At 69.2% G+C, this 16,982-nt stretch carries 12 protein-coding genes; 9 read left to right on the forward strand and 3 right to left on the reverse strand.

What is annotated here, in order from left to right; translation table 11 throughout:
- The first annotated feature begins 199 nt into the window (after positions 1-199).
- Positions 200-1,819, forward strand: a complete 1,620-nt coding sequence (locus JNB_RS00565; protein ID WP_040884033.1) for an RNA polymerase sigma factor — start codon at positions 200-202, stop codon at positions 1,817-1,819.
- A 164-nt stretch (positions 1,820-1,983) separates the two neighbouring features.
- Here JNB_RS00565 and JNB_RS00570 read toward each other — a convergent pair whose 3' ends face one another.
- From JNB_RS00570 to JNB_RS00580, 3 genes are read right to left on the reverse strand one after another with little or no spacing between them, the layout of a single operon-like run.
- Positions 1,984-4,296, reverse strand: coding sequence for a DUF3488 and transglutaminase-like domain-containing protein (locus JNB_RS00570; RefSeq protein WP_009774430.1), 2,313 nt, complete (start codon positions 4,294-4,296; stop codon positions 1,984-1,986).
- The gene (locus JNB_RS00575) at positions 4,293-5,558 is read right to left on the reverse strand and encodes a DUF58 domain-containing protein (protein WP_009774431.1); all 1,266 of its coding nucleotides are present in this window, start codon (positions 5,556-5,558) and stop codon (positions 4,293-4,295) included. The genes JNB_RS00570 and JNB_RS00575 overlap by 4 nt, the downstream gene beginning before the upstream one ends.
- A gap of 9 nt (positions 5,559-5,567) precedes the next feature.
- Entirely contained in the window at positions 5,568-6,662 is a 1,095-nt protein-coding gene (locus JNB_RS00580) for a MoxR family ATPase (protein ID WP_009774432.1), read from the reverse strand.
- 288 nt (positions 6,663-6,950) lie between these two features.
- On the opposite strand from JNB_RS00580, the gene mraZ reads away from it, so the two are divergent.
- The 8 genes from mraZ to murD all read left to right on the forward strand — a co-directional run bounded on the left by mraZ (position 6,951) and on the right by murD (position 16,981).
- Complete coding sequence (mraZ, locus tag JNB_RS00585; RefSeq protein WP_040883405.1) at positions 6,951-7,382, forward strand: division/cell wall cluster transcriptional repressor MraZ; 432 nt, start codon at positions 6,951-6,953, stop codon at positions 7,380-7,382.
- Positions 7,383-7,597: 215 nt separating this feature from the next.
- Complete coding sequence (gene rsmH, locus JNB_RS00590; RefSeq protein WP_040883406.1) at positions 7,598-8,578, forward strand: 16S rRNA (cytosine(1402)-N(4))-methyltransferase RsmH; 981 nt, start codon at positions 7,598-7,600, stop codon at positions 8,576-8,578.
- A gap of 80 nt (positions 8,579-8,658) precedes the next feature.
- The gene (locus JNB_RS20185) at positions 8,659-9,330 is read left to right on the forward strand and encodes a hypothetical protein (RefSeq protein WP_009774435.1); all 672 of its coding nucleotides are present in this window, start codon (positions 8,659-8,661) and stop codon (positions 9,328-9,330) included.
- Between the two features lie 245 nt (positions 9,331-9,575).
- Positions 9,576-11,429 (forward strand): penicillin-binding protein 2, encoded by a 1,854-nt coding sequence (locus tag JNB_RS00600; protein ID WP_009774436.1) that lies wholly within the window; start codon positions 9,576-9,578, stop codon positions 11,427-11,429.
- An 11-nt stretch (positions 11,430-11,440) separates the two neighbouring features.
- The gene (locus tag JNB_RS00605) at positions 11,441-12,988 is read left to right on the forward strand and encodes a UDP-N-acetylmuramoyl-L-alanyl-D-glutamate--2,6-diaminopimelate ligase (protein WP_009774437.1); all 1,548 of its coding nucleotides are present in this window, start codon (positions 11,441-11,443) and stop codon (positions 12,986-12,988) included.
- Complete coding sequence (murF, locus tag JNB_RS00610; protein ID WP_009774438.1) at positions 12,985-14,415, forward strand: UDP-N-acetylmuramoyl-tripeptide--D-alanyl-D-alanine ligase; 1,431 nt, start codon at positions 12,985-12,987, stop codon at positions 14,413-14,415. The genes JNB_RS00605 and murF overlap by 4 nt, the downstream gene beginning before the upstream one ends.
- Entirely contained in the window at positions 14,412-15,494 is a 1,083-nt protein-coding gene (mraY, locus tag JNB_RS00615) for a phospho-N-acetylmuramoyl-pentapeptide-transferase (protein WP_009774439.1), read from the forward strand. Before murF ends, mraY begins: the two co-directional genes overlap by 4 nt.
- Entirely contained in the window at positions 15,473-16,981 is a 1,509-nt protein-coding gene (murD, locus tag JNB_RS00620; protein WP_009774440.1) for a UDP-N-acetylmuramoyl-L-alanine--D-glutamate ligase, read from the forward strand. Before mraY ends, murD begins: the two co-directional genes overlap by 22 nt.
- Position 16,982: the final 1 nt, after the last annotated feature.

A 16,982-nucleotide genomic window follows, 5' to 3' on the forward strand; every position in this document is an offset into this window, starting at 1 on the left:
CAGGAATAGGGATGGGGGCCGCGGCGATTTATAATGTAAACGCACCCTCCAAGCAACGGCCGATCCTCACCCCTGTGGATCACGTCAGAGAGTGCACAAACTCGACCAGCCGGTCAGTGCTCCGCCCGCGCGTGAGCATCGCCGTGTGCTCCCCGTGACGAAAGGTTGTCGGTCGCCTGTGCCCACGAACGCCTCCGAGATGCCCCTCCCCACAGAGTTCAGCCACCCCGCCCTTCAGGACCTTGTCCGCGCCGGACACACGACCGGTCAGGTGACGGGTGAGCAGGTGGCCCAGGCCATCCACGCGGCAGGTGTCAAGGCCAGCCGCGGTCGGATCGTCCTCACGGCACTGGCCGCGCAGGGCATCGAGGTCAGCATGACCCTCCCCGACCGCGCCGTGGCTGCGACCAAGGCGACGGCCAAGAAGACCACCACCGCGACGACCAAGAAGGCCGCGGCCACGAAGGCTGCTCCGGCCAAGGCCGCTGCCGCCAAGGCGACGGCGACCAAGACGGCCGCGAGCAAGGCCGCCGACACGGACGACGAGGCTTCGGCCACGAAGGCTGCCCCGGCCAAGAAGTCCGCCGCGGCCAAGGCCACGAAGGCTGCTCCGGCCAAGAAGGCTGCACCCGCAGCCAAGGCAGCGCCTGCCGCGACGACCAAGCAGGCCGCCGCAGCTGCCGCCAGCCCCGCAGCCAAGGCCGCAGCGAAGAAGACCGCAGCCAAGAAGGCCGCCGCTGCCAAGGCTGACGCCGACGTCGCTGCGGTCGCAGCCGGGCCCGAGGACGAGGGCGACGACGCCGACGACAAGAAGGACGAGCCCGCGACCACCGCTGTCGCGGCTGGTGGCTTCGTCCTGCGCGACGACGACGACGACGATGCCCCCGTTCAGCAGGTCGTCACCGCTGGTGCCACGGCCGACCCGGTCAAGGACTACCTCAAGCAGATCGGCAAGGTCGCCCTCCTCAACGCCGAGCAGGAGGTCGAGCTCGCCAAGCGCATCGAGGCCGGCCTGTTCGGCGAGGAGCGTCTCAACTCCGGTGACAAGATCGACATGAAGCTCAAGCGCGAGCTGTGGTGGATCGCGCAGGACGGCAAGAACGCCAAGAACCACCTGCTCGAGGCCAACCTGCGTCTCGTCGTCTCGCTCGCCAAGCGCTACACCGGTCGCGGCATGCTCTTCCTCGACCTCATCCAGGAGGGCAACCTCGGCCTCATCCGTGCGGTCGAGAAGTTCGACTACACCAAGGGCTACAAGTTCTCGACCTACGCGACGTGGTGGATCCGTCAGGCCATCACCCGCGCCATGGCCGACCAGGCCCGCACCATCCGTATTCCGGTCCACATGGTCGAGGTCATCAACAAGCTGGCCCGCGTCCAGCGCCAGATGCTCCAGGACCTGGGCCGCGAGCCCACGCCCGAAGAGCTGGCGATCGAGCTGGACATGACGCCCGAGAAGGTCGTCGAGGTGCAGAAGTACGGCCGCGAGCCGATCTCCCTGCACACCCCCCTCGGCGAGGACGGCGACAGCGAGTTCGGTGACCTCATCGAGGACTCCGAGGCCGTGGTCCCGGCCGATGCAGTGAGCTTCACGCTCCTCCAGGAGCAGCTGCACTCGGTCCTCGACACGCTCTCCGAGCGCGAGGCCGGCGTCGTCTCGATGCGCTTCGGGCTCACCGACGGTCAGCCCAAGACCCTCGACGAGATCGGCAAGGTCTACGGCGTGACGCGTGAGCGCATCCGTCAGATCGAGTCCAAGACGATGAGCAAGCTGCGCCACCCGAGCCGCAGCCAGGCCCTGCGCGACTACCTCGACTGAGTCTCAACCACAACGCAAGGTATGCCGTCCGCTCACCAGAGCGGGCGGCATACCTGCGTCTTGGGGTCCCGTCCGCCCAGCGCTCAACAATCGTCCAATAGGGCACGAATGGCTCGCGACGGCCCGGCGCCAAACGCGTCCTATTGGACGATTGATGTTGCGGGTCAGTGGCGACGGAGGCGGGACCAGGCGTTGCGCGGCCACGCGACGACACTGTCCTTGGTCTCGCGCCACTGCCGCACGCCATCACCGGGCACCAGGTAGGCCCGGACCTGGTCGCTGCGCTGACGAGCGGACAGTGCGGCCTTCCACACGGTTCTGGCGTCTGCGTGGACGTCAGGGATCTCGGCCTGGGGCGGGGCATAGCGAGCCCGCTCGACCGTGGCGACGATGCGTCCGATGGCCTCCTTGGGCTCACCGGACAGGATCGCGTCGTGGGTGAGCCGCGCTCCGGCCTGGCGGGGCGTGCTGCCGTCCGGGGGAGCGATGCCGATGTCACCGAGCCGTGAGATCAGCGAGGCCCACTCGGCCTCGACCCGTTCGGCGTCGTCGCGTGCCGCGCTCCGCAGCCGCTGGCGCCGCAGCCGGGCCGCGACGGGGAGCAGGAGCAGGGACAGGACGACAGCGAGCAGGATGACGAGCACCAGCAGGTTGTCCACCGCCCAGGCGAGGGGACCACTGGAGGTCGACGTCGTGTTGTCGGCGGCACCGGAATCGCTGTCGGGACGCTCACTGGCCGAGGGTGACGGCGTCGCTCCCGTGGGTGTGGGCGTGGCCGTCGCCGACGGGTCGACCGACGTGGGGATGAGGCTGTAGGTCGGTGCGCCACCGGTGCGCACACCGGGTGTGGGTTCGAACCGGGTCCAGCCCAGGTCGGGGAACCACAGCTCCGGCCACGCGTGCGCGTCGGCGGCGCGCACCGTGTAGGAGCCCTTGCTGTAGGTGCCGGGCAGGAACCCGATCGCCATCCGTGACGGGATGCCCTTGAGCCGGGCCGCCAGGATGAACGCCGACGCGAACTGGACGCAGTAGCCGGTGCGCGACACGAGGAAGTTCGTCAGGGGGTCTGCCATCATCGTCCGGCCCGACACCGGATCGGTCGGGGTGGGCAGTTGCAGGGAGTAGGTGTATTGGGTGCTGCGGAAGTGCGCCTGCAGGAGGCGTGCGGTCTCCAGTGGTGAGGAGCCCTCTGGCACAACGGAGTCGACGAGCTCCTGGAGACGGTCCATGCCGTCAGCGTTGATCTCGCTGTAGATCCCCTCCTCCCAACCGCGCGGGCGTGGTCCCTCGAGCGAGAAGGCGCTGTCGGTGGGCGCGAGCTGGCTGTAGGTGGCGGTGTAGTCATCGATCTTCTTGTCGACCTCGTAATTGCCGACGAGGTTGCTGCGCAGCGGCACATTGCCGAGGTCGACGCCGACCAACGGTGTGGGGAGGGCGATCTGGGGTGCCTGCAGGCGGTTGTCCTTGACCTTGAGGTTGATGTTGGTCCGCTTGATGGCGGCGTCACCGGCTGGTGCGTCGGGTCCGCCGGTGAGGACCTCGTTGGCGTCGAGGGAGGTGCTCCACTGGCCCCGTCGGTAGTCGGTGAGGACACCCACGCGCAACGGGTCAGAAGCAGTCGCGGTCGTCGTGTAGTTGAAGACGGGCGACTGGGACTGGTCCTCGAGCGAGCGAAGCAGGTCGACGGTCGTGTTGAGGGTCACCGCGTCACCGCCGCCGCGGGCGTTGTCGGATCGGCCGAGTCCGTCGGCGATGAACGTCGTCGGCAGGTGCGGCACGACCATCGGCAGCACCACCGCGAGGGCAAGCGCACCCGCGCCGAGCAGTCGCGCCGTCCCGGCCACGCCGAGGACGGGGTCATGATCCTGACCGTCGACACCCCGCGGCACCGCTGTGCTCCAGCGGCGTACCGAGCCGATGCCCTGGGTGGCCAGGAGTGAGAGCCAGAAGGCGACCGGCAGGACGAAGTACCTCCAGGACAGGCCCTCACCGGAGTTCGTGGCCGAGACGAGGTAGGCCGTGAGCAGGGCGAGCCCGGCCAGGGCCGGTGAGCGCAGGGTCACCGCGATGGCGTCGACGACCAACGCGGTGACGCCCACGAGGATCGTGATGGCAACGACGACTCCACGTTCGGTGGGGGCCGGGGCGGAGTAGGCCATGACCGTGTCGCCGGCCTCGCGCAGGAGGATGCCCAGCGACGTGACGGTGTCGGGACCGGGCACGAAGCCGAAGTAGAGGTGCCCCTGGCCGTGCATCCACGCGATCGCGAGGAAACCTGCGACCGCCTGTCCGAGCAGCACCGGCCAGACCGACGCGGCAAGCGTGCGCAGGCCGAGGCCGACGAGGGCGATCGTCGCGATGATGACGAGGCTGGGACGCACCCAGGTGTTGGAGTCGAACAGGGTGAGCAGGGGGAACGCGACGGTGAAGCTCGCCAGCGCAGCGAGCAGCGTCTCGACCGGGCGGGTGCGGTTCATCGTGCACCCAGCAGGGTGCGGGAGCCTGCGACGGTCGCCCAGGCGTCAGCGACCCCGAGTCCGGGCTCGATGGACAGCACCGACCATCCCGCGCCCGCGAGCGATGCGGTCGTGGCTCGCGGGTCGAGGTCCTCGAGGGCATGGGTGCGACCGGCGCCGGCGAACGCGCCGGCATCGACGACGAAGGCCAGGCCGGGGCCGCCGGGCTGGCGCAGGGACGACAGGGCGCGGGCAGCGTCGTCGTCCACGGCACCGACGAGCGCGACGATGAGTCCGCCCTGTGCCGTGGCGGCGCTGGCCGCGTGGAGCAGACTGCCGATCCCGGCCTCGTCGGTGGGGACGACGCGAGCGAGGGTCTCGAGTGCCTGGTCACGGTCGGCGTCCTCGCGGACCCCTGACTCCTGCCCGGCGTCAGAGGTGAGAAGGTGCACGGCAAAACCCAGGTCGAGCAGGTGGGTCACGACGGAGGCTGCCATCGTCACGGCCCACTCGAGGGATCCGGTCGGGCCCTTGCCACCGTGGGCCCTGGCGCGGGTGTCGAGGAGGACGACGGCTCGACGTTTGGCCGGCCGGTCCTCCTGGCGGACCATGAGCTCGCCCGTGCGGGCGGTCGCCGGCCAGTGGATGCGGCGCAGGTCGTCACCATCGCGGTACTCGCGCACGGACTGGTCGTCCTCGCCGTGCAGGGCCACACGGTGGGGTACCGATCCCTCGGCACCGAGCCCACGGCCGAGGGCCCGCCCGTCGCTGAGGCTGAGGACGCGCGGCAGCACGAGGAGTTCGTCGTGGGTGCTGAGCGACGCGTGACGCAGGGTCAGACCGAAAGGGTCCTGGACGCGAACGCCGAGCGGCCCGAGACGGTGAGCGCCGCGCGCGTGGGCGCGGACGGCATACTCCACGTGCGTCGTGACACCAGGGGCCAGCGCAGGGATGACGAATCGCGGCCGGTCGCCCAGGGAGTAGTCGAGGTGCTCCTCCGCGAAGAGCACGGGTGAGCGCGTCAGCGACGGGTTGGAGATCGTCATCTGCACGACAGCGGGCTCGTCGATGGTCACTCGCGAGGGTCGGGCCTGGCGCTCCACGACGAGGGTGAGGTCATGGCGGCGACCCATCAGCCCGGCGAAGATCGGCAACGCCATGAGTGCCGTGCCGATGCGGCTGAGGTCGTCCTGACCCAGGAAGAATCCGGCGAGGACGAGGACGATCCCCGACGCGAGGAAGGCCGCACCTCGCGTCGTGAGGGAATCTCGGAACCGACGCATGACGCCGCGTCAGCGCGTCGGCGCAGGGACGCGAACGCGCTGGAGCAGGTCCGTGAGCACGTCGGCCGCGGACCGGTGCGCGAGCTGGCTCTCACCGGTGAGCATGAGCCGGTGGGCGAGGACCGGGATCGTCATCGACTGCACGTCGTCGGGCAGGACGTGGTCGCGACCGGCGAGGGCGGCGTGGGCACGGCTGGCGCGCAACAGGTGCAGGCTTGCGCGAGGTGAAGCGCCGAGGCGCAGGGCCGAGCTCGACCGAGTGGCCTGGGTGAGGTCGACGACGTACTGCTTGAGGGCCTGCGAGGCGTGGACACCGCGCACCGCCTCGATCATCTGGGTCACGGTGGCGGCGTCGGTGACCGGACGCAGCTCGTCGAGGGGGGAGCGGGCACTGTGCTGGTCGAGCATGTCGACCTCGCTGCGCGCCGACGGGTAGCCCATGGAGATGCGCGCCATGAAGCGGTCGCGCTGCGCCTCCGGGAGCGGATAGGTGCCTTCCATCTCGATCGGGTTCTGGGTCGCGAGGACCATGAACGGACGGGGGAGCGCATAGGTCGTGCCGTCGACGGTGACCTGGGCCTCCTCCATCGACTCGAGCAGCGCCGACTGGGTCTTGGGTGAGGCGCGGTTGATCTCGTCACCGACGACGACGTTGGCGAAGATCGCACCCGGGCGGAACTCGAAGTCGCGCACGTCCTGGTTGTAGACGCTCACGCCGGTGATGTCGCTCGGCAGGAGGTCGGGCGTGAACTGCACGCGTCGCACCGAGGCGTCGATGCAGCGGGCGAGCGTCTTGGCGAGCATCGTCTTGCCGACCCCGGGGACGTCCTCGATGAGGAGGTGTCCTTCGGCGAGGAGGGCGGTGACGGCGGTGCGCACGGCGGCCGGCTTGCCCTCGATGACGGTGTTCATCGCGCTCTGCAGCGAGCTCGCCACCTGGAGAACCTGATCGAGCGCGGCACCGGATCGCGGTGCACCCCCGTCAACCCGTCGCTGCTCTGGAGTGTGGCGGACCGGATGGACCTCGTCGTGTGTCGACACCGATGGCTCCTGGATGTGTGCTCCCGAAGCCCTGCGCAACGGGTTTTCGATCTTGCCCCACATTCCACCACTGGGGTAGGCGCTGGGGTCACAAATGCACGCCTTCACAGCGTCTGTGCAGGTTCAGCGGGGGTGAGCGGGCGGCATACCCGCGTATGCCGGGTGCCCCCGTGCGTGCGAATCTCCCGGAGCGCTGATCTCCCTCCACTTTGCACCACCGCCTCTGACCTGCGGAAAAAGGGTCGTTGAAGTCAAGTAACGACTTGATTTCGGTTGAAGGTGGAGTAAAGTGGAGGAATCCGGAGAGAAGTGTCGCCCCGGGGTCGAGACGAAGTTGGGGAGGTGAGCGCCGTGTTTCTCGGTACTCACACGCCCCGCCTCGACGACAAGGGCCGCCTGTTCCTCCCCGCCAAGTTCCGTGAGCGCCTGTCCACCGGCCTCGTCGTGACCCGCGGCCAGGAGCGCTGCCTCTACGTCTTCCCCATGGACGAGTTCGTCAAGGTGACCGAGCAGATGCAGGAAGCGCCGACGACCAACCGCGCCGTCCGTGACTACATCCGCGTCTTCCTCTCCGGCGCCAGTGACGAGATCCCCGACAAGCAGGGACGCGTGACCGTCCCGGCGCACCTGCGTCAGTACGCCGGCCTCACCCGGGAGTGCACCGTCATCGGCACCGGCTCCCGCGTCGAGGTCTGGGACACCGACGCCTGGAACGCCTACCTCGCCAGCACCGAGCAGGCCTACTCCGAGCAAGCCGAGGAGGTCATCCCCGGACTCATGTGATCCACCCCGGCTCCCGGCCTCCAGCCGACTGGGCTCCCGACACGACTTCCCCCGTGCCGGGCCCCGGACGGATGGGGACCAGGAGCCGGGGAACGGATCACCACCCCCAGGGACCGACTCTCAGCCTCACCGCACAGCACCAGTTGGACGTCACCCAGCCAGTCAGCACACGTCAGCACCAGCCACAACCAGTCACCAGCCAGAAGGAGTTCGAGATGGAGTCACGGGGAGCCGCCGCCGAGCGGCACGTTCCCGTGCTCCGCGACCGCATCGTCGAACTCCTGGCCCCGGCCCTCACTGAGCCGGGGTCCGTCCTTGTGGATGGGACGCTCGGGATGGGCGGCCATGCGGAGGCATTCCTCGAGGCCTGCCCCGAGGCGACCGTCATCGGCATCGACCGCGACGAAGAGGCCCTGGCGCTCGCAGGGGAGCGGCTCGCCCGCTTCGGCGATCGGTTCCGTGGCGTGCACGCGGTCTATGACGAGATCGGCGACGTCGTGAAGGACCTCGGACTGCGCGACGTCCAGGCCGTGCTCTTCGACCTCGGCGTCTCCTCGCTCCAGCTCGATGAGGCCGACCGTGGTTTCGCGTACGCCCAGGACGCGCCACTCGACATGCGCATGGACCAGGGGAGTGGCATCACGGCCGCCGAGGTCCTCAACACCTACGCGCCCGCCGACCTCCTGCGGATCCTGCGGGACTTCGGCGAGGAGCGGTTCGCCAAGCGCATCGTCTCCTCGGTGGTGCGCGAACGCGAGCTCGAACCCTTCACCCGCTCGGCCCGGCTCGTCGAGCTCCTGCGCGCGGCCGTGCCCGCGGCCTCGCAGCGCACCGGCGGTCACCCGGCGAAGCGCACCTTCCAGGCGTTGCGCATCGAGGTCAACGACGAGCTCGGCGCGTGGCAGCGTGCGGTCCTCGGCTCGATCGACGTGCTCGCCGTGGGTGGGCGGATCGCGGTCCTGTCCTATCACTCGCTCGAGGACCGCATCACCAAGCGCGCCCTCGTCGCTGGCGCGACCTCGAGCACTCCTCCCGGTATCCCCGTCGAGCTCCCCGAGCACGCGGCCTACCTCCGTCTGCTCACCCGTGGCGCCGAAGAGCCCTCGGAGTCCGAGCAGTCCACGAACCCCCGATCCGCGTCGGCACGACTGCGGGTCGCAGAACGCACACGTCCCACGAAGGGAGCCCGGCGATGACTCAGACCGCGGCCCGTCCACTCCACCGCTCCGCGCCACGGACTCTTCCGCGTACCGCGCGTCCGCGTCCCCTGCGGGTCGTGCGCGAGCAGCCGCAGCAGGGTCAGCCGGCGTTCGTCGCCGCCTGCCTCGCGCTGCTCATCGCCGGCCTGATCGGCGTGCTCATGCTCAACACCGCCATGGCCAAGGGTTCCTTCGTCCTCGGCGATCTCCAGGACACGTCCAACCAGTTGGCCGACGCCGAGGATGACCTCAACCACGCGATCGATGCGTCGAGCACCCCGGCCGAGCTGGCCAAGCGCGCCAAGGACATGGGCATGATGCCGTCGACGACCGCTGCGTTCCTCCGACTCAGCGATGGCAAGGTCCTCGGCGTGGCGGAGGTCCCGGATGAGAAGAAGGAATTTACTGTTGCCACACAAGGCAACTCGGCTGCTGCGGCTGCCCGCCCCGCCACGACTCCTCAGACGACGGTCAAGACGGTGGGCACCGTGACGACGACGACGGTGACGACGGTGAAGGGGGCCAACATCGAGGTCACGACCACGAGCGTCGACTCCCGCACGGGGATGACGAGCACGACGACCTCGACCAGCAAGCAGCCCCCCGCGCCAGCCGCCAGTGCAGGCAACGGACAGGCGGCCACTCCCTCGGCGAACAGTTCGGGTGCCAAGCCGGACGCCTCGGCGAAGCCCGACTCGTCCACCGCCCCGAGCCAGGCGGGCCGCCCCACCGCAACGGCGACACCGTGACGCCCCGAACGCCGCCGCCTCGTCCGGCCAAGAAGCGCCAACCGCCGGCCACCGGTGCAGCTCGCACGCAGAAGCCTGCCCCGGCAAAGCGACCTGCTCCGGCGAAGCGTCCGGCCGCTGCCGCCAAGCGCCCCGGTCCGGCGAAGCGTCCGGCTCCGGCGAGAGTCGCGTCGTCGTCCAGGGCCCAGGGAGCGTCGCGTCCCTCGACTCCGCGAACCGCCCGCAAGGGACCACCGCGTCGCCCCGTGGCCCGCCGCAAGGCCACCAAGCCTCCGGGCAACCCGCGCCGCCGCATGCGTGGCCTCACCGTCGCCACGATCTTCGTCTTCAGCATCTTCGCGGCCCAGCTGCTCCGGATCCAAGGCTTCGACTCGTCCGCCGTCGCCGCCGAGGCGCTGGAACAGCGGACCGAGAAGGTCACCATCCCCGCCCTGCGCGGCAAGATCAGCTCCTCCGACGGTGTCGTGCTGGCGTCCAGCCGGGCCCGCGAGACCGTCGTCGCCGACCCCACCGCCGTCTGCACCTACAAGCAGAAGGACAAGAAGAAGTGCGTCCCCGCCACGAGCGGTGTCGCCGTCGACCTCGCGGCCAAGGCACTTGCGCCCCTGCTCGGCAGCACCGCCGACGCCCTGCGCCCCAGGCTTGCCGGCAAGGGTCGCTACCAGGTCCTCGACCGCAAGGTGAGCCCCCTGACCTGGCGCAAGATCGCCGCCCTCGGCATTCCCGGCATCTACCGGGACTCCGCCGAGTCCGTCCCGGAGCGCGTCTACCCGCAGGGCCCCAACTTCGCCTCCCTGGTCGGGTTCGTCACTGACGACGGGGCCGCCGGTGGTGGCCTCGAGTCGATGATGGACAAGGCCCTCAAGGGCACCGCCGGCCACTCCGTGTTCGAGAAGGCGCCAGACGGCTCCAAGATCCCCGGCGGTCGCCAGGGTGGGGTCAGGGCCGTCGACGGCAAGGACATCACCCTCACGGTGAACTCCAACATCCAGTGGTACGCCCAGAACGCGATCGCCCAGCAGATGGCCAAGATGGGTGGGCAGTCCGGCACCGCAGTCGTCATGAACGCCAAGACGAGCGAGATCCTCGCGCTGGCGTCCTACCCGACCTACGACCCCAACGACATCGGCAGCGCCAAGGGCAGCCTCGTCAACAAGGCCCTCAACGACGTCTTCGAGCCCGGATCGACGGCCAAGGTCATGACGATTGCCGCAGCGATCGAGGACAAGAAGGTCACCCCGGACCAGCCGGTCGTCATCCCCAACCGGATGAAGCGCTACGACGCGCTGTTCAAGGACAGCCACGACCACCCGACCCTGAACCGCACCGTCGCCGGAACCCTCGCGGAGTCGAGCAACATCGGGACGATCCTCATCGGCGAGACGCTCGAGTCCAAGCGGCTCGAGGAGTACTTCCGCAAGTTCGGCCTCGGCTCGAAGTCCGGACTGGGCTTCCCCGGTGAGTCCGCGGGACTCCTCGCCCCGGCCGAGAAGTGGAGCGGGACCAAGCGCTCGACGGTCATGTTCGGTCAGGGCCTCTCCGTCACCGCGATCCAGGCGGCCTCGGTCTTCCAGACCATTGCCAACGGCGGAGTGCGCATGACGCCCAACCTCATCGAGGGCACCACCAACGCCAACGGCACCTTCACCAAGACCGCCTCGAAGCCCGGGACCCGCGTGGTCTCGCAGGACACGGCGAGCAAGGTCAACGCCATGCTCGAAGGTGTGGTCTCCAAGGAGGGCACCGCCCCCCAGGCCCAGATCCCCGGCTACCGCGTCGCAGGCAAGACGGGTACGGCCGACTTCTACGACGCCAACCTCGGCAAGTACAGCGGCAAGACGGCCAGCTTCATCGGCTACGCCCCCGCCGATGACCCCGAGATCGTTGTGGCCGTCATCATCCAACGACCCAGCGCGAGCATCTTCGGTGGCACGGTCGCCGGCCCGGTCTTCCACGACGTCATGACCTACGCCCTCCAGGAGCTCAAGGTTCCGCCGACGGGCACGACCAAGGCACCCATCAAGATCGCGGTCACGCCCGAGGAAGCCGCGTCCGACCCCACGACACTGCGGGACAAACCACGCGGCAGCGGCAAGTAGTCTGACTGGTCGTGTCTGCACCCCGACCCGCTTCCCTGACCAGTTCGAGCGTTCGTGACCTCGCGCTGCTCGTCTCTGCACCTGCCGACGTCATCGATGACCTCGATGACGTCGCGGTCACCGGCGTGACTCTCGACTCGCGTGCCGTCCGACCCGGAGACCTGTATGCCGCGTTGCCCGGTTCCCGGGCCCACGGCGCCGACTTCGCCGCGCAGGTTGCGGACGCTGGCGCCGCTGCCGTGCTCACCGACGCCGACGGTGTCGAACGCCTGCGTGCGGCCGGGGTCGACCTGCCCGTGATCGTGGTCGAGGCACCACGTTCCGTCCTCGGCACGATCGCCGCCAGGATCTACGGCACGACCGACCTGAGCCTCACCATGGTCGGAATCACCGGCACCAACGGCAAGACGACGACGGCCTACCTCGTCGCCAGTGCCCTTGACGCCCTCGGTCAGCGGACCGGCCTCATCGGCACCGTCGAGACCCGCATCGGTGACGAGCGCATCAAGAGCGTGCGCACGACGCCCGAGTCCACCGACCTCCACGCGATCCTCGCCGTCATGGACGAGCGCGACACCGACACCTGCGTCATGGAGGTCTCGAGCCACGCGCTGAGCCAGCACCGGGTCGACGGTGTCCTCTACGACCTCTCCCTCTTCACCAACCTGTCGCAGGACCACCTCGACTTCCACGCCGACATGGAGGACTACTTCTCCGCCAAGGCACAGCTCTTCACTCCCGAACGTTCGACACGTGGCCTCATCTGTGTCGATGACATCTGGGGTCGCAGGCTCGCGGAGGAATGCGGTATCCCGGTGACGACCCTGACGACGATCGAAGGCCAGACCGCCGACTGGGTCGTCACTGTCGACGCGACCGAACCGGCACGATTCGCGTTGCGCGGCACCGGAATCGAGCTCGACCTGCGCTCCGCCCTGCCCGGCGACTTCAACGTGGCCAACACGGCCATGGCCGCCGTGGCCCTGCTCCTCCTTGGTGAGGACACCGAGGCCGTCGGACGCGCGATCCTCACCGACCCGCACGTGCCGGGCCGCATGGAGAAGGTCACCCCCACCCAGTCCACCGACGTCGACAGCGGGCTGCTCGCCGTCGTCGACTACGCCCACACGCCCGACGCCGTCGAGGCAGCACTTGCAGCCCTGCGGCCGACGACCACCGGCCGACTCGTCGTCGTCCTCGGTGCCGGTGGTGACCGCGACCGCGGCAAGCGCCACGGCATGGGTCGCGCCGCGGCGGGACTCGCCGACGTCGTCGTCGTCACCGACGACAACCCCCGCAGCGAGGACCCGGCCCAGATCCGCACCGCCGTGGTCGAGGGCGCCCGGTCCATCGACACGACAGCCCTGCTCGTCGAGGTCGGCGACCGTCGCAAGGCCATCCGGGAAGGCGTCCGTCTCGCCCGTGAAGGCGGGTCGGGCTCTGTCCTCGCCGTGGTCGGCAAGGGCCACGAGACCGGCCAGGAGATCAATGAGGTCGTCCACCCCTTCGACGACCGTGACGAGCTGAGGGCCGCGCTCGACGAGGAGGTGTCGTCGTGATTGCGCTGTCCCTGGCCGAGATCGCCGTCGCGACCGGAGGCACCGTCCACGGTGCACCCACGTCCGGCGAGCTGCCCGTCGTCACCGGCGCAGTGGTCACCGACTCCCGTGAGGCCGAGCCCGGCAGCCTCTATGTCGCACGCATCGGTGAGTCCATGGATGGTCACCAGTTCGTCGGTGCCGCCCGCGACAAGGGCGCCGTCGCAGCCCTCACGAGCCGGCCCGTCGACGAGCTGCCGTGCGTCGTGGTCGACGACGTCCAGGCCGCCTTCGTCGCCATCTCCCGTGCTGTCCTCGAGAGGGCCACGGACCTCACCGTCATCGGCATCACGGGATCCTCCGGCAAGACCAGCACCAAGGACCTGCTGGGCGGCGTGCTCGGCGCCGCTGCGCCGACGATCGCGCCCGTCGGCTCCTACAACTCCGAGGTCGGCGTCCCGCTCACCGTCACCCGGGTCACCGCCGACACGCGCTTCCTCGTCGTCGAGATGGGCGCCCGCGGGATCGGCCACATCAACTACCTCACCAGGATCGCGCCGCCCCAGATCGGCGTCGTCCTCAACGTCGGCACGGCCCACGTCGGCGAATTCGGTTCTCGCGAGGCCATCGCTCGTGCCAAGGCCGAGCTGGTCGAGGCGCTGCCGAGCGATGGCGTGGCCGTCCTCAACGCCGACGACCCGGTCGTGCGCGCCATGGCCGATCGCACCAGCGCCCGTGTCGTCCTCGTGGGCGAGGCGGCCGAAGCAGCCGTCCGTGCCGAGGACGTCACCGTCGGCAGCGACGGCCGAGCGACCTTCCGCGTCACCACGCCAGCAGGCGGAGCCACGATCGCGCTCCGGCTCGTCGGACGTCACCATGTCGGAAACGCACTGGCCGTGCTCGCGGTCGCCCTGGAATGCGGCATACCCCTTGACACGGCGACCACGTCGATCGCCGAAGCCGGAATCGTCAGCCGTTGGCGCATGGAAGTCACCGAACGTCCCGACGGGGTGACCGTCGTCAACGACGCCTACAACGCCAACCCCGACTCGATGCGTGCGGCCCTCTCGGCGCTCGAGTCCATGGGGGAGGGGCGCCGCACGTGGGCCGTCCTGGGCTCGATGCTCGAGCTCGGCGACGAGTCCGACACCGACCACGCCGAGGTCGGCGCAGAGGCGCAGCAGCGAGGTGTCGACGAGCTCCTCGTCGTCGGTGAGACCGCGCGCCCGATGGCCGACATCCGGCCCGTCGACGGCACCCGGATCCGGTGGGTCGCCGACGCCGATGCAGCCGAGGCGCTGCTCCGCGCAGAAGTCGCACCGCCCGACGTCGTGTTGTTCAAGTCGAGCCGTGATGCGGGTCTACGGTGGCTCGGAGACAGACTCACCGCCGAACACTCCACGCCCGACCAGACCCCAGCCCGCACCACCCAGGAGGACCCCCAGTGAAGGCCGTGCTCGTTGCTGCGGTGGTCAGTTTGATGGTCGCGCTGCTCGGCACACCCATGTTCATCAAGTGGCTGGTCAAGCAGGGCTACGGCCAGTTCATCCGCGATGACGGTCCGACGTCGCACCACACCAAGCGCGGCACGCCGACCATGGGCGGGGCGGTCATCGTCGGTGCGACCCTGTTGGCCTACGCCATGGCACACATCGTGTTCTGGTCGGCCCCCAGCTGGAGTGGCGTCCTCGTCCTCTTCCTCATGGCCGGGCTCGGGCTCGTCGGCTTCCTCGACGACTACATCAAGATCAGCAAGCAGCGCAGCCTCGGGCTCCGGTCGAAGCAGAAGCTCGCCGGCCAGACGGCTGTCGCCGTGATCTTCGCGATCCTCGCCCTGCAGTTCCCCAACAGCTCCGGACGCACCCCCGCCTCGACGAAGATCTCGTTCGTCCGTGACACCAACCTCGACCTGGCGTTCGCCGGGACGATCGCCGGGGTTCTGCTCTTCATCCTCTTCGCCAACGTCATCATCGCCGGCACGAGCAACGGTGTGAACCTCACCGACGGCCTCGACGGCCTGGCCACGGGCGCCTCCGTGATGACGTTCGCTGCCTATGTCCTCATCGGGATCTGGCAGTTCAACCAGAACTGCCAGACCAACCCCGGCATCAAGTGCTACGAGGTGCGCGACCCGCTCGACCTCGCCATCGTCGCTGCCGCCGCCATGGGTGCCTGTTTCGGGTTCCTCTGGTGGAACGGATCGCCGGCCAAGATCTTCATGGGCGACACGGGTTCGCTGGCCCTCGGTGGTCTGCTCGCCGGTCTGGCCATCGTCACCCGCACCGAGTTCCTCGTCGTCATTCTCGGCGGCCTCTTCGTCACCATCACGCTCTCGGTGATCATCCAGGTCGCGTCCTTCAAGTCGACCGGCAAACGCGTGTTCCGGATGGCCCCGTTGCAGCACCACTTCGAACTCCTGGGCTGGCAAGAGGTGACCATCGTGATCCGCTTCTGGATCATCGCCGGTCTCTTCGTGGCCCTGGGGCTCGGCCTGTTCTATGCCGAATGGGTCGTGGGCGCAGCATGACCGCCGGCACCACCGATCGGCTGGAGCGGCTCACCCACCGCGAGGCCGACTGGGCAGGACTGCGTGTTCTCGTCGCCGGTCTCGGTGTCAGTGGCTTCGCCGCGGCAGATGCGTTGCTGGAGCGGGGCGCTCACGTCGTCGTCGTCGACGGCTCGTCGGCCGACTCGTCCCCGGCCATGGCCGAGAGGGCCCGCATCCTCGAGGTTCTTGATGCCGAGCTGCGCTTCGGTCCCGAACACGTCTCCGGTATGCCGTCCGAGCAGGTCGATCTCGTCGTCACCTCCCCCGGATGGGCGCCGACCCAGCCCCTGCTGGCCGCCGCCACGCAGGCCGGTGTGGCGATCTGGGGCGAGGTCGAACTGGCCTGGCGCATGCGTCCGCTCGAGGGCGCAGCGCCGTGGCTCACCGTGACCGGCACCAACGGCAAGACCACCACGGTGCAGATGCTGACCTCGATCCTGCGCGCCGCGGGGAAGCGGGCGATCAGTGCCGGCAACGTCGGCACCCCGATCCTCGAAGCGATCATGGATCCGGAACCGTTCGACGCGATCGCCGTAGAGCTCTCCAGCTTCCAGCTGCACTGGTCCGACTCGATCCGACCCCAGGCGTCGGTCTGCCTCAACGTTGCCCCCGACCACGTGGACTGGCACGGCAGCTACGAGGACTACCTCGCGGCCAAGGGCAAGGTCTACAACAACACGCAGGTCGCCTGCATCTACAACGTCGACGACCCCCAGACCGAACGCCTCGTCGAGGACGCCGAGGTCCAGGAAGGCTGCCGCGCCGTCGGTTTCACTCTCGGCACACCGGCCCCGTCGATGCTCGGCCTCGTCGGAGAGGTCCTCGCCGACCGGGCGTTCGTCGAACAACGTCGGCACGCCGCCGCCGAGCTCGCGACGATCGATGACCTGCGTGGCGACTCACCCGACGTCGCTCCGCACCTCGTCGCCAACGCGTTGGCTGCCGCGGCTCTGGCCCGCGCGCACGGTGTCGAGGCCGGGGCGGTCCGTGCAGGCCTCAAGGCGTTCCGTCCGGAGGCTCACCGCATTGCGCACGTCGCGACGCTCGAGGACGTGCGCTACGTCGACGACTCCAAGGCCACGAATCCGCATGCAGCGGCAGCCTCGCTCACGGCATACGAGCACGTCGTCTGGATCGCCGGTGGGCTCCTCAAGGGTGCCGACGTCGACGACCTCGTGCGCACGGCTGCTCCTTCGCTGCGCGGTGTCGTGCTCATCGGCCGCGACCGCGCGCAGATCGCCGACGCGCTTGCCCGACACGCGCCGGATGTCCCCGTGGTCGACGTTGCGGACACGGACACTGGAGTCATGGATCGCGTCGTCTCGCAGGCCGCCTCGCTCGCTCAGTCGGGCGATGTCGTGCTGCTCGCGCCGGCGGCCGCGTCCATGGACATGTTCGTCAACTACGGCGCACGCGGAGACGCCTTCGCCGAGGCGGTGCTCCGCCGCGCGGCTTCGGGGGAGTGAA

Source organism: Janibacter sp. HTCC2649 (assembly GCF_000152705.1).
Lineage (GTDB): Bacteria > Actinomycetota > Actinomycetes > Actinomycetales > Dermatophilaceae > Knoellia.

Bases quoted from the DNA above. Each gene is read 5' to 3' on its own strand.
- JNB_RS00570 (WP_009774430.1), bottom strand. From the start codon at position 4,296: ATGAACCGCACCCGCCCGGTCGAGACGCTGCTCGCTGCGCTGGCGAGC.
- rsmH (WP_040883406.1), top strand. From the start codon at position 7,598: ATGGAGTCACGGGGAGCCGCCGCCGAGCGGCACGTTCCCGTGCTCCGC.
- JNB_RS00580 (WP_009774432.1), bottom strand. From the start codon at position 6,662: ATGTGGGGCAAGATCGAAAACCCGTTGCGCAGGGCTTCGGGAGCACAC.
- JNB_RS00565 (WP_040884033.1), top strand. From the start codon at position 200: ATGCCCCTCCCCACAGAGTTCAGCCACCCCGCCCTTCAGGACCTTGTC.
- JNB_RS00575 (WP_009774431.1), bottom strand. From the start codon at position 5,558: ATGCGTCGGTTCCGAGATTCCCTCACGACGCGAGGTGCGGCCTTCCTC.
- murD (WP_009774440.1), top strand. From the start codon at position 15,473: ATGGGTCGTGGGCGCAGCATGACCGCCGGCACCACCGATCGGCTGGAG.